General features: G+C 57.6%; 13 protein-coding genes. 4 read left to right on the top strand and 9 right to left on the bottom strand.

Annotation, left to right across the window (positions count from 1 at the left end; translation table 11 throughout):
* Both ulaB and ulaA read right to left on the bottom strand, forming a co-directional pair.
* On the bottom strand, positions 1–306 hold the full coding sequence (gene ulaB, locus ACEQFP_RS13105; RefSeq protein ID WP_370547145.1) for a PTS ascorbate transporter subunit IIB: 306 nt from the start codon (positions 304–306) through the stop codon (positions 1–3).
* 17 nt (positions 307–323) lie between these two features.
* Positions 324–1,721, bottom strand: a complete 1,398-nt coding sequence (gene ulaA / locus ACEQFP_RS13100; protein WP_370547146.1) for a PTS ascorbate transporter subunit IIC — start codon at positions 1,719–1,721, stop codon at positions 324–326.
* Between the two features lie 379 nt (positions 1,722–2,100).
* Here ulaA and ulaG point away from each other — a divergent pair, with 379 nt between their 5' ends.
* Positions 2,101–3,165: an L-ascorbate 6-phosphate lactonase gene (gene ulaG / locus ACEQFP_RS13095; protein WP_012850088.1), complete on the top strand. Its 1,065-nt coding sequence runs from the start codon at positions 2,101–2,103 to the stop codon at positions 3,163–3,165.
* Positions 3,166–3,265: 100 nt separating this feature from the next.
* A complete protein-coding gene (ulaR, locus tag ACEQFP_RS13090) occupies positions 3,266–4,021 on the top strand; it encodes an HTH-type transcriptional regulator UlaR (RefSeq protein WP_370547147.1) in 756 nt (251 codons plus the stop codon).
* Between the two features lie 78 nt (positions 4,022–4,099).
* Here ulaR and nfuA read toward each other — a convergent pair whose 3' ends face one another.
* Positions 4,100–4,675 (bottom strand): Fe-S biogenesis protein NfuA, encoded by a 576-nt coding sequence (gene nfuA, locus ACEQFP_RS13085; protein ID WP_005290532.1) that lies wholly within the window; start codon positions 4,673–4,675, stop codon positions 4,100–4,102.
* A 58-nt stretch (positions 4,676–4,733) separates the two neighbouring features.
* Complete coding sequence (locus ACEQFP_RS13080) at positions 4,734–5,414, bottom strand: phosphoribosyltransferase family protein (RefSeq protein ID WP_005290530.1); 681 nt, start codon at positions 5,412–5,414, stop codon at positions 4,734–4,736.
* 43 nt (positions 5,415–5,457) lie between these two features.
* Here ACEQFP_RS13080 and bioH point away from each other — a divergent pair, with 43 nt between their 5' ends.
* A complete protein-coding gene (gene bioH, locus ACEQFP_RS13075; RefSeq protein WP_005295436.1) occupies positions 5,458–6,237 on the top strand; it encodes a pimeloyl-ACP methyl ester esterase BioH in 780 nt (259 codons plus the stop codon).
* A gap of 46 nt (positions 6,238–6,283) precedes the next feature.
* Here bioH and ACEQFP_RS13070 read toward each other — a convergent pair whose 3' ends face one another.
* The 3 genes from ACEQFP_RS13070 to feoA all read right to left on the bottom strand — a co-directional run bounded on the left by ACEQFP_RS13070 (position 6,284) and on the right by feoA (position 9,252).
* A complete protein-coding gene (locus tag ACEQFP_RS13070) occupies positions 6,284–6,529 on the bottom strand; it encodes a FeoC-like transcriptional regulator (RefSeq protein ID WP_005290522.1) in 246 nt (81 codons plus the stop codon).
* A 21-nt stretch (positions 6,530–6,550) separates the two neighbouring features.
* Positions 6,551–8,866 (bottom strand): Fe(2+) transporter permease subunit FeoB, encoded by a 2,316-nt coding sequence (gene feoB, locus ACEQFP_RS13065; protein WP_005290519.1) that lies wholly within the window; start codon positions 8,864–8,866, stop codon positions 6,551–6,553.
* A gap of 104 nt (positions 8,867–8,970) precedes the next feature.
* The gene (gene feoA, locus ACEQFP_RS13060; RefSeq protein WP_005295431.1) at positions 8,971–9,252 is read right to left on the bottom strand and encodes a ferrous iron transporter A; all 282 of its coding nucleotides are present in this window, start codon (positions 9,250–9,252) and stop codon (positions 8,971–8,973) included.
* 291 nt (positions 9,253–9,543) lie between these two features.
* Between feoA and ACEQFP_RS13055 the strand changes: the two genes are divergently transcribed.
* Positions 9,544–9,732 (top strand): hypothetical protein, encoded by a 189-nt coding sequence (locus ACEQFP_RS13055; RefSeq protein WP_047059002.1) that lies wholly within the window; start codon positions 9,544–9,546, stop codon positions 9,730–9,732.
* Positions 9,733–9,870: 138 nt separating this feature from the next.
* On the opposite strand, the gene ACEQFP_RS13050 is transcribed toward ACEQFP_RS13055, so the two are convergent.
* Both ACEQFP_RS13050 and greB read right to left on the bottom strand, forming a co-directional pair.
* Complete coding sequence (locus ACEQFP_RS13050; protein ID WP_370547148.1) at positions 9,871–12,210, bottom strand: Tex family protein; 2,340 nt, start codon at positions 12,208–12,210, stop codon at positions 9,871–9,873.
* Positions 12,211–12,321: 111 nt separating this feature from the next.
* Entirely contained in the window at positions 12,322–12,798 is a 477-nt protein-coding gene (gene greB, locus ACEQFP_RS13045) for a transcription elongation factor GreB (RefSeq protein ID WP_005290512.1), read from the bottom strand.
* Between the last annotated feature and the right edge of the window lie 347 nt (positions 12,799–13,145).

Genomic DNA, 13,145 nt, shown 5'->3' with positions numbered 1-13,145 from the left:
TTAGCTGAGGTCCTGGGGAAAGTGGGCGCGGATGACCTCCATCAGCTTGGGGCCGAACTCTTCCGCCGACAGCATATTGCGTACCCCGACCACGTATTTATTGCCGCTGACGCTGATCTCGCCGGCGACGTGGGTGGATGCAATGATGATATCTGCGCCGCTCAGCTCCGATTTATACTCGCCGACCGCGCAGCTGTTGACGCTGTGGTCAACGCCCCGCTGGGTTAGAAACTGATCCACTTTCATCTTCATGATCATTGAACTGCCTTGGCCGTTACCGCAGACGGCGAGAATGTGTACTGTCATGATGTTTCTCCATGGAGTTAGAGTGTTGCGCCGCGCGCCTGATCGACCTGCGCCGCCTCTTCCGCGCGCAGGCTGCGCCCGGCAACTAGCATGTAGGCCAGGGCGATCAGCAGCAGAACGCCCATAAACCACAGGCCTAGCGTCAGCCCCTGGATCATCGGCGGGGCCAGGATGGACCAGTCGGCCATCCCCATCCAGGCGCTGAGCCCGGTAAGCTTGACGGCCCAGACGCAGCCGAAGATTTCAATCATCCCCATGACCAGACAAATCTTGATGGCCGCTCGCCAGCCTCCGAAGTGGTTGGCAAAGACGCCGATCGTCGCGTTGGAGAAGAACATGGGGATAAAGCCGGGGATGATCAGGATAGGTGACCCCAGCAGGATCAGGATGCCGATGGCGATCAGCTGCCCGATGGTGCCCCAGATAAACCCCCACACGACAGCGTTGGGGGCGAAGCTGTAGATGGCCGCGCAGTCGATGGCCAGTACGGCGCCGGGGATCAGGCGCTGAGAGATGCCAGTGAAGGCTTCTGACAGCTCCGCGACGAACATGCGCACCCCCTGGACGATGATGAAGATTGCGACGGCGAACTGAAAACCGGTCTGCAGGATGTAAATGCTCCAGTGGGTTTTCCCCGCCATCAGCTGGACGGTGTCCAGCCCGAAAGAGCAGAGGATCAGCCCGAAGAACAGGGTCATCACGATCGCGGTCGAGACGATATTGTCGTGGAAGATATTCAGCCAGCCGGGCAGTTTGAGCTCTTCAACGCTCTCCTCCCTGCGCCCCAGATAGGGGGCCAGCCGATAGGCCAGCCAGGAGGCAAACTGCTGCTGATGGCCAATGGAGAAGCCGCAGCCGTCGGTGACCTCCTGGGTGGGGCGGTACATCATGTTGGCGGTGATGCCCCAGTAGAGTGAGACCAGCAGCGCGCTGCACAGGATCGTGGTCCACATGGGATAGCCGAAGATATAGAACACCACGGCGATAAGCCCGGCCTGCTGAAACATGATGTGGCCGGTCAGCATGATGGTGCGGATGCCGGTGAGGCGGCGCAGCAGGACGTAGAGAATGTTCAGCGCCAGCGCTAGTAGCACGGTATAGCCTACCCAGCTGTAGGCGTCACCCATGCGCTCGATGGTGGCCATCATCGAGGCGTAGGTATCTGAAATGGCTCCGTTGATGTGATAGACCTCGGACATCTTGGCTACCACCGGTTTAAAGGTTGAGGTCAGGATGCCGGAGCCCGCCTGCAGCAGCATAAAGCCGATGATGGTTTTGATGGTGCCTTTGATGATCACCGTCGCCGGTTTACGCAGCAGCAGGTAGCCGAGACAGGTGACAATCCCCAGCAGCAGGGGGGCGTTGGTCATCACTTGATTGAAAAAAATCAGAAAGGCACGGTACAGAATGTCCATAGCGTTCTCCGTTCGGCGTGGATCCTGAGCGCGGATCGGGGGAGATGCGCTCAGGGCTGTGTATAATTCGACCACTCTAGCAATCGTTAAAAATCACTTAAAGATTAAAAATGATCATTTGTGATTATGATCTCAACTTGTCGATCGCCCCGTGGATAGGCGTTCCTTTAGCTGCACCGTACGCCGTAACATTTTTATCTCTATGATTATAAATATTAATTTATGTATTTGTGGCCATGGCGCCGCAGCACAGGGGAAGGGGCTATTACGTCGTGTATCTCCTGCGCTCAGCTCACTGCGCTATTGCAATCAAAATTGATCTAAATATGATTGATATTGATTACATGCGCTGCACTGGTGAGCCGATAGGAGGCCGACGATGAGTAAACTTGATGACATTACCCGCGAGTCCTGGATCCTGAACACGTTTCCGGAGTGGGGGACCTGGCTGAACGAGGAGATAGAGCAGGCGACTGTGGATCCCGGTAGCTTTGCGATGTGGTGGTTGGGCTGTACCGGGATCTGGTTGAAGTCGGAGGGGGGGGCGAATCTGTGCATCGATTTTTGGTGCGGAACCGGTAAGCGCAGCCATGCCAATCCGTGGATGGCGACGGGGCACCAGATGCAGCGGATGGCCGGGGTGCAGAAGCTGCAGCCCAATCTGCGCACCTCGCCCTTTGTGCTCGATCCTTTTGCCATCCGCGAGATCGATGCGGTGCTGGCGACCCACGACCATAATGATCATATCGATATCAATGTGGCGGCCGCGGTGCTGCGCAATGCGGCACCGGACGTCCCCTTCATCGGCCCGCAGCGATGCGTCGATCTGTGGGTATCTTGGGGCGTGCCGCGCGATCGCTGCCGGGTGGTGGTCCCCGGCGATACGATCCGGATCAAAGATACGGAGATCGTGGCGCTGGACGCCTTCGATCGCACCGCGCTGATCACGCTGCCGCCGTCGGAGCGGGCGCAGGGTACGCTGCCCGACGGTATGGATCTGCGGGCGGTGAACTACCTGTTTAAGACGCCCGCGGGTTCGCTGTACCACAGCGGCGACTCCCACTACTCCAACTATTACGCCAAGCACGGCAACGATCATCGCATCGACGTGGCGCTCGGCTCCTATGGCGAGAACCCGCGCGGGATCACCGACAAGATGACCAGCGCCGATATCCTGCGGATGGCCGAGGCGCTGAAGGCCAAAGTGGTGATCCCGTTCCATCACGATATCTGGTCTAACTTCCAGGCCGATCCGCAGGAGATCCGGGTGCTGTGGCAGATGAAGAAAGATCGTCTGGGCTATGACTTCACCCCCTTTATCTGGCAGGTGGGCGGTAAGTTTACCTGGCCACAGGATCAGGGGCGGCTGGAGTATCACTACCCGCGCGGCTTTGACGACTGCTTCACCCAGGAGCCAGACCTGCCCTTTAAGGCCTTTTTGTAGCCGGGCGGCGGCGGTATCTATGGCAGGGATACCGCCCGATTTGTTTCCCCGCGGCTTTCAAATATACTCATGTTGTAATCATCACTGAGCCTGGATTTTCATGACGGAATCACAACGACATCAGACCCTGCTGGAGATGCTGCAGCAGGATGGCTTTGTCAGCGTTGAGCAGGTGATCGCGAGCCTGCAGGTATCGCCGGCGACGGCGCGGCGCGATATCAATAAGCTGAATGACGCCGGTAAGCTGAAAAAGGTGCGTAACGGTGCGGAGGCTGTGAGCCCCAATCGTATGGCCTGGACGCCGATGAATATCCACCGGGCGCAGAATCACGATGAAAAGGTGCGCATTGCCCGCGCCGCCTCGCGGCTGGTGCAGCCGGGGGAGAGCGTGGTGATCAACTGCGGCTCGACGGCGTTTTTGCTGGGGCGGGAGCTTTGCGGACGCGATGTGCAGGTGATTACCAACTATTTGCCGTTGGCTAACTACTTGATAGATCAAGAGCACGATAGCGTGGTGATCATGGGGGGGCAGTATAATCGCACCCAGGCGATCACGCTGGCGCCAGCGGACGGCGATGCCTCGCTGTATGCTGGACACTGGATGTTTACCAGCGGTAAGGGGCTGACCCCCGAGGGGCTGTACAAGACCGATATGCTGACGGCGATGGCAGAGCAGAAGATGCTGAAGTACGCCGGTAAGCTAGTGGCGCTGGTGGACAGCAGCAAGGTGGGGCAGCGGGCTGGCATGCTGTTCGCTCGCGCGGGGCAGATCGGCATTCTGATCACCGGTCAGGATGCCCCGGCGGAGGTGGTCGCGCGCCTACGCGAGTGTGGCGTACGGGTTGAGCTAGTGTAAACGGGAAAGACCAAAAAGCCGCGCGTCGCGCGGCAGATCACGCGATAGGGGCCGTCGCATCCGGCCCGCCTGAGGATATCAGTAGTAAGAGTGGTCGCCGCGCTGGTGCTCAGTCAGATCGCGCACCCCTTTCAGTTCCGGGAAGCGTTGCAGCAACTCTTTTTCGATCCCCTCTTTCAGGGTGTAATCCACCATTGAGCAGCCATTACAACCGCCGCCGAACTGCAGGATGGCGTAACCTTCATCGGTGATCTCCATCAGCGAGACACGACCGCCGTGGCCCGCCAGCTGCGGGTTGATCTGCGATTGCAGGATATACTCCACGCGTTCAATCAGCGGCGCATCATCGGCTACTTTACGCATCTTGGCGTTGGGCGCTTTCAGGGTCAGTTGTGAGCCAAGCTGATCGGTAACGAAATCGATCTCGGCGTCTTCCAAAAACGGCGCGCTGATTTCGTCGACATAGGCGCTCAGCTGTTCAAAATCCAGTTTACGATCATTGGCCTCAACGGCGTCCGGCGGGCAATAAGAGACGCCGCATTCGGCGTTGGGCGTGCCGGGATTAATGACAAAAACCCGGATCTGAGTACCCGGTTCCTGATTTGCCAGCAATTTGGCAAAGTGCTCTTGCGCTGCTTCGGTAATACGGATCATGGCATCTGCTCAATAGTTGACTTCTCCGGTCGGTTATAATACGCCGATCGTAAAATGCTCACAAGGTGCGACACAGACAGATAACCTCTACCGACATCACACCTTGTGCGATTAGTCGTTGGCTGATCTCACTCAAGGTACTGCCGGTGGTGACCACGTCATCGACCAACAATACCCGCCGCCCTGTCAGAGCGGGATGGCAGGTGAAAGCCCCGCGTAGATTGCGCCGCCGCTCGGCGGCGCTCAATCCCTGCTGTGGCGGTGTGGAGCGAACGCGCCGTAACCAATGTGGCCGGTAGTCCGCCTGCAGCCAATGCGCCAACGGGCGAGCCAGTTCGGCGGACTGATTGTAGCCGCGCCGCCAGTGACGTCGTCGGTGCAAAGGTACCGCCAGTAGCAGATCGGGACGCATTGAGGGGATATGGCGCCGAGCCTGGAGGTAACTCAATAGCATCAGGCGTGCCAAGGGGAAGGCCAGCGGCCACTCTCCCCGGTATTTGAAGCGTTGGATCAGGGTGGCCAGCGGTGGTTGATAGTCACCGGTGAAGATCAGCCGTTGCCAGGGGGGCGGACGTTGTAGACAGCGGCCACAGGGGCGTGTGGCATCGGCACTGGGCAGGCCACAGCGTGGGCAGCAGGGTGGAGGAAGCGGGAGTGCTCGGCGACACGGCGTACAGATACCGACAGGGGCTCGGAGTGGCAGGCGACAGATCGCACAGCGTCCATGAAGTGATACCATGTGCGTTTCCTGATAGGGCCAATGTGAAAGGAGACCATAACCGATGAGCGCGCTGTATTGGCATCGTTGCGGGACGGGAAAACAGGATCTTGTGCTGTTGCACGGCTGGGGACTGAATGGCGAAGTGTGGCGTTGCATTCTGCCTCGGCTCTCCACTCACTTTCGCCTGCATGTGGTCGATCTGCCGGGCTATGGTCGTAGCGAGGCTAGTCCCTGCTTCTCGCTGGAGGCCATGACGCAGCAGGTCTTGGCCCAAGCACCACAACGCGCGATTTGGCTGGGGTGGTCGCTGGGGGGGTTAGTGGCTATGCTGGCGGCGTTGAGCCAGCCACGATGCCTGAGTGGTTTGGTTACCGTCGCCTCCTCGCCCTGTTTTACCGCGCAGGCGCAGTGGCCGGGTATTCATGGCCCGGTGCTACAGAGTTTTCAACAGCAACTGAACGCGGACTTCTCACGGACAGTAGAACGCTTTCTGGCATTGCAGACGCTGGGGACCGAGAGCGCACGCCAGGATGCACGCACCCTGAAGTCGGTGGTGCTGGCGCAGCCGATGCCTTCGGCCGCGGTGTTGAATGCCGGGCTATCGATATTACGCGATACCGATTTGCGTCCTCGGTTGAGGGAGGTGACGACGCCCTGGTTACGCCTCTATGGCGCGCTGGATGGTCTTGTGCCACGTCGTGTTGCGCCGTTAGTGGATGCGCTGACGTTACCGGGGGAGTCCCAGATCTTGCCTGCGGCGGCACATGCGCCCTTTATCTCGCATCCCGAACCATTCTGTGCGGCGTTATGCGACTTTGCGGGTGCGTTGCCGCAGGAATAAAAAAACAGCCGCATCGGCGGCTGTTGAGTTAGTCAGTTGCGGGCGCTTAGTGCGCCCGAACCTGGTAAATGATCGTTTCGCACTTCTTCTGTGCTTCGGGGCAGCCTTTGCAGCTGCCATTGAGGCAGCCGCTATCGATATCGTCGACCTTTTCTACACAGCCCATCTGCTCCAGGCGTTCTAGCATGGCGCGAACCATGGCCGGTGTACCACCGACCTCACGGCATAGACGTTGTAGTTCGATGCGTCCATGCAACGTAACGGTATCTCGGACTTGCAGTAACGTGGTCATGATAATGCTCCGTTACATCGATTAGTGGCAGTTGCCACGGTTGTTACAGCAGCAGCTGGCGCTAGCCACGTTACTCAAACGCACGGTGACCCGATCGCGAGAGCGACGCAGGATGACCAGCACAGCCAGGTTGAACAGGACGACGGCACAGATGGCGATCAGGCTGTAATCGGGATGTGCATCGAAGTTCACCACCTGGTAGTACAGGGTCGCCAGTGAGTAGGCCACGTTCAGCCCCCAACCGATGGAGAACATCATCCAGCCACGGCTACTTTCACGGGCGATAGCCCCCATGACCGAGACGCAAGGAACATACAGTAAGACGAAGATCAGGTAGGCATAGGCGGCGCTGATGCTGCCAAACTTGCTACTCATCACGCCCATGGAGCTGCTGCCCATCTCGCCGTCGCCTTTACTGGCCTCGATCGGGTTGGAGAGTACGCTGATGCTGAGGGTATCCTTCAGCCCCTGCCAGGTCTCATCCAGTGCCTCTTTCAGGCCGCCAACCAGACTGTAGCTCTGCGGGTCGAAATCCTCTTCATTGATATGCTCGGCGGTATACAGGGTATTCAGCGTACCCACGACTACCTCTTTCGCCATCGCCCCGGTGATCAGGCCGACGGTGGCTTGCCAGTTATCCTCTTTGACGCCGATCGGTTGCAGCAGTGGTGTTAACACCTTACTGGTTGCCGCCAGAGCCGAATCGTTGAGATCGCTGACCGGCTTACCGCTAAAGGAGAAGCTATTCAGCGCGCCGATAACGATGCTGACGATGATGATGACGCGTCCGGCACGGACCACAAACGCCTTCAGGCGTTGCCAGGTCTGTAGCAGTAGACTCTTCAGATGCGGCACATGGTAGACCGGCATCTCCATCACGAAGGGGGAGGCATCGCCGCGCATCAAGGTGTGTTTCAGCATTAACCCGGTCAGGATCGCCATGACGATACCCAGCAGGTAGAGCGAGAACACCACGAAGGCGCCATTCTGGCCGAAGAAAGCGGCGGAGAAGACGGCAAAGATAGCCAGACGAGCACCGCAAGACATGAAGGGAGCCATCAGGACGGTGATCAGTCGCTCACGCGGCGCATCCAGGGTTCGAGCCCCCATCACCGACGGTACGTTACAGCCGAAGCCGACGATCAACGGGACGAAAGATTTACCCGGTAACCCTAACGCCTGCATCATGCGGTCGACGACGAAGGCGGCACGAGCCATGTAGCCGGAGTCTTCCAGGAAGGAGAGGAAGAGATACATCATGCCGATCTGGGGGACTAACGGTAGGACGGTGTTGATACCGCCACCGATCCCCTGGGCCAGGAAGATAGTGAGCCAATCGGGGAAGTTTAATGTAGCGCCAATCCACTGAATGCCCTGAATAAATAGGGTCGCGGAGCCGATGTCGAACAGCGGTTGCAACGCCCCCCCGATGTTGATGGCCAGCAGGAACATCAGGTACATCACAAAGAGAAAGATCGGGATCCCTAACCAGCGGTTGAGGATCACCCGATCGAGTTTCTCCGTTAGGCGATTCGGCTGTGCCTGTTGGCTGTTGCTGACCGCATCACAGATATCGGTAATGCTTTGATAACGAGCGTTGGCAATGATCAGGGCTGGATCGTCTTTTAGGGTGCGTTGTAGGGTTTCGCGCACCTCGGGCAACAATGCGAGGGCATTACTGGCGCGTGACGAGCTATAGATGTCACCCTCTAGCAGCTGCAAGGCGATCCAGCGGCGTTGCTGCATGGTCAGCGAGTCGGGCATGACCTGCGACAGACGATCGACTTGGTTGAGCAGTAATTGTGGATAGTCGACTAATGCCTCGACTGCACAGACTGGCGGCATGTCGATGGCACGCTTCAGGGCACATACGCCCTCGCTACGGGTCGAGACCATCGGGATCACCGGGCAGCCGAGTCGTTTCGAGAGCGCATCAATATCGATCGCGATCTGTTGGCTGCGGGCGATGTCCAACATATTGAGCGCGATGATGCAGGGGATACCGAGCTCCAACAGTTGTAGCGTCAGGTAGAGGTTACGCTCTAAGTTGGAAGCATCGACCACGTTGATAATCAGATCCGCATCGCCGCTAAGAATGTAGTGGCAGGCGATTTGCTCATCCAGCGACGTCTGTTCGGAGATGGTGGTCAACGAGTAGGTCCCAGGCAGGTCGACCAGCTTAACCTGATGATCTGGGGTGTTGAATTGCCCCTCTTTGCGTTCGACGGTGACGCCAGCCCAGTTACCGACACGCTGACGTGCGCCGGTCAACTGGTTGAATAGCGTCGTTTTCCCTGAGTTGGGGTTACCGATTAACCCGATGGTCAATTGTTTCATAATTTACTGTTTTTTGGCCAAGACAGACACAGGCACGGGTATGGATAACCCGCGCTATCCCGTAAGTATGTTACTGCCCAGTGTGGTAAAGGGGCGTGGATGTATTATTGTGCGCCGACGGCAGCTGCCGGTGCGGCGGCGTGCGCGGCATGCTGCGCTTGCCCCTGCGGCTCGATGTTGAGCAACGCCAGATCTTTTTTACGCAAGACCAGACTAACCCGGCGCGCCTTCACTTCGATCGGGTCACCCAGCGGAGCGATGCGTACCACCGTAAAAGGTGCTCCTGGCAGGAAACCCAGCGAGAGTAATTTTTGGCGATAGGCTGGGCTAATGGACGGCGAGAAGCCGAGAATTTTGTATTGATGACCCGGAAGAAGCTGGTGCATATAAACCTTCTTACTTGTTACGACAGTCATTGCGTTGGGCCTGCATGCGGAGGCAGTAATGATACGCTGCGGCACTCTCACGACATTCAGCAAACTGATGTGTAGATGCTGACTAATGCGTAGTATAATTAAATTGATAATTATTTGCATCCGCATTTGGCGCTAAACGTCATGCGACACGTGTCGATGACATTGGCATGGTAACGTGGTCATAACCTGTACCATGGCTGTGTTTTAGCACTATTTTAGTAATACGGCAAATGAGAATCATTCGTTAAAAAGGTTAATGATATGTACCTATTTTTTGTAGGGTCATTTGCTGCTGTCAGTGAAGTCATCGAAAAAATAGGGAAGAGCGTTGCAGGGCTATTATTTTTTATTGTTTGTTATCAATATGATGATCCGGTGCGGGTGGCCGGTATAGTGGTGAGGGGCATCGATCATGATGCTATCATTGCGGATGTGGCAGCCGCTTTTTAGTATTTGAGGATAACATCCTGTTCACGTTTCGCGGTGTTTTACAATGGATTTGCGCCTGAGATTGCGATGAAGTCTCATTTAGATTTGTATTTTGTGATGAGAATCACGCCCCCTAGAGAGAGGGCGTGGACAGTGGACTTAACGCTTCAGTTTGCCCAGGGCGGCCGCTAATGCATCGCCCATGGCACTGTTGCCGTTATTGGCGCTGCGTTGGTTACGCCCTGGCGCGGGGCGCGCAGGGCGTGATGTCGGGCGGGTATGCTCGCTGTTGCGTTCGCTCATCGGCCGCCGCGCGCCACTCTCGCCCGGTTGCTCGTCTAGGCGCATGGTTAAGGCGATGCGTTTACGCTCTAGGTCGACCTCCAGCACCTTGACCTTGACGATATCACCGGCCTTGACCACCTTGTGCGGGTCGTCGACAAACTTGTGAGCGAGGGAGGAGATATGGACCAAGCCATCCTGATGGACACCGATATCAACGAAGGCACCGAAGTTGGTAACGTTAGTCACACAACCCTCTAAGATCATACCGACGTTCAGATCGTTTAGGGTCTCGACCCCCTCAGCGAAGGTGGCGGTCTTGAACTCCGGGCGTGGGTCGCGCCCCGGTTTCTCCAACTCGCGTAGGATGTCGCTGACGGTCGGGACGCCGAAGCGTTCATCGGTAAACGCCTTGGGGCTCAGGCCGCGTAGCGCGTCTGGGTTACCCATCAATACCGCTAGGCTCTGTTCGGTTTTCGCCAAGATGCGTTCCACTACCGGGTAGGCTTCTGGGTGCACCGTTGAGGCATCCAACGGGTTATCCCCGTGCGTGATGCGCAGGAAGCCGGCACACTGCTCGAAGGCTTTGGGCCCGAGGCGACTGACCTCGAGCAGTTGCGCGCGATTGGTAAAGCGGCCATTGGCATCACGCCAAGCGACGATGTTTTGTGCCATCAGGCGCGATAGGCCAGCCACGCGGGTTAGCAAGGCGACCGAGGCGGTATTCAGATCGACCCCCACGGCGTTAACGCAGTCTTCGACTACGGCATCCAGCTTGCGCGCCAGCAGGCTTTGACTGACGTCATGTTGATACTGGCCAACCCCGATGGATTTGGGATCGATTTTGACCAGCTCTGCTAACGGGTCTTGCAGACGACGGGCGATGGAGACCGCTCCTCGCAGTGAGACATCCAGATCGGGGAACTCTTGCGCGGCCAGTTCCGAGGCTGAATAGACCGAGGCACCGGCTTCACTGACGATCACCTTTTGCGCCGTTACCTGAGGGTAGTGGCGCTGGACATCGGCGTAGAAGCGCTCCGTCTCGCGTGAGGCGGTGCCGTTACCGATGGCCACTAACTCGACGCCATACTTCTGGCACAGTTGAGCCACACTGGCCGCCGCCTTGGCGCTTTGCCCGGTGTGTGGATAAATGGTGTCGGTGGCGACCAGCTTACCTGTGGCATCGACCACGGCCACTTTTACCCCGGTACGTAGGCCAGGATCCAAGCCCATGGTGGCGCGCAGTCCGGCCGGCGCCGCCATCAACAGATCGTGCAGGTTACGCGCGAAGACGTTGATCGCCTCCTCCTCCGCGCGTTCGCGCAGGGCACCCATTAATTCGGTTTCCAGGTGCAGCAACACCTTGACTCGCCAGGTCCAGCTGACCACCGCCTTACGCCAGGCGTCCGCCGGTGCTTGCCCCAGGTGCAACCCGAGATGATCGGCGATCAGTTGCTCGCCGTAGCTTTCGCGCGGCGGCTCATCGAACTGTGGATCGGGATTGAGGGAGAGTTGCAGGATACCCTCATTGCGGCCACGGAACATCGCCAGCGCACGGTGTGAGGGGACGGCGGCGATCGGTTCGTGATGGTCAAAATAGTCACGAAACTTCGCGCCCTCTTCGGCCTTGCCTTCGTTGACGCGAGAGACCAGATGCGCGTTTTTCCATAGATAGTCGCGAACCTTAGCCAGTAGCGCGGCATCTTCGGCGAAACGCTCCATTAGGATGTAGCGGGCACCATCCAAGGCGGCCTTGGCGTCGGCCACGCCCTTATCGGCATCGATGTATTGCATGGCCAGTACTTGAGGGTCATGTTGCGGCTGTTGCCACAGTGTCTCGGCCAGCGGCGTCAACCCAGCTTCGATGGCGATCTGCCCGCGGGTACGGCGCTTGGGTTTATAGGGGAGATAGAGGTCTTCCAGCTCAGTCTTGCTCAGGGTCGCCAGGATCGAGGCTTCTAGCGCGTGGGTTAACTTGCCCTGTTCGTCGATGGACTTGAGGATGGTCGCGCGGCGCTCTTCCAATTCACGCAGATAGATCAGGCGGCTTTCGAGTTGACGCAGTTGGGTATCGTCTAGCCCACCGGTGGCCTCTTTACGGTAGCGCGCGATAAACGGTACGGTGTTACCTTCGTCCAGGAGGCGAATGGCGGCGTCAACCTGCTCGGTGCGCGCCTGCAGTTCAGTTGCGATAATGCGGCTTAATGCGTCATTCATAGCGTTAGATAGATCGTCTTGATGGATAAAAGCCAGGCTCCCGTTATACGGAGTCGGACACGAAAATACCAGTACCGCGCTGGCGAGGATGCTTAGCGCGGCGGGAGAGCGCTAGGGCTGGGTATAGTCGATGGCGTTGATGTACCACAGCGCTTCACCGGATGGCGTGATGACGGTCGCCGCGTCGCCGACCTCTTTCTTCAACAGTGCTCGCGCCATCGGCGAGTCGATAGAGATGTAGTCGTTGCGGCCGAAGATTTCATCATAGCCCACGATGCGGAAACGCTTGATCACCCCATCATCGTTCTCAACCTCGACCCAGGCGCCGAAGAAGACCTTGCCATCCTGTTGGGGTGAATAGTCGACGATTTTCAGCATCGACATGCATTTGCGTAGGTAGCGTACCCGGCGATCGATTTCGCGTAGACGTTTCTTGTTGTATTGATAGTCGGCGTTCTCACTGCGATCGCCGAGGCTGGCGGCCCAGGTCACTTTCTTGGTGACCTCCGGGCGTTCTTCGCGCCACAGGTAGTCCAGCTCCTGTTTGAGTTTGTCGTAACCTTCTCGGGTAATCAGCGGGGTTTTCATCTGTTATAACCTGAAATGGAGGACGCCGGTCCAGTATGTTGCTCGATGCCGCATTGCATCGCCTTGCCCGGCGCGCTACGGTGGAGAGCGCGGCGAGACAGCCTAACGCATTTTGCCACCTCGGGCGAATAATTGGCGTGATGATGTCGCCAACCTAGCGTAACCATAAGATAAATAACCTTTGTAACAATTTAGGCTAGAATATAAACCATTATCTGCTGTTTGAATAAAGCGAGTTTTCTGACAATAGATCGCGACGCGGGCGCGCGCTATTCTGGCGGGCGATAACCTGATTACACATACAGATATACAGACAAGCGCCGGGCTTTCTGCCTTTGGGAGTACAC

It is taken from the genome of Edwardsiella sp. A.80236, assembly GCF_044540725.1.
GTDB classification, from domain to species: Bacteria; Pseudomonadota; Gammaproteobacteria; order Enterobacterales; family Enterobacteriaceae; genus Edwardsiella; species Edwardsiella tarda.
The sequence above is the reverse complement of the archived record's forward strand: the minus strand, read 5'-3'. Positions and strand labels throughout refer to the sequence as shown.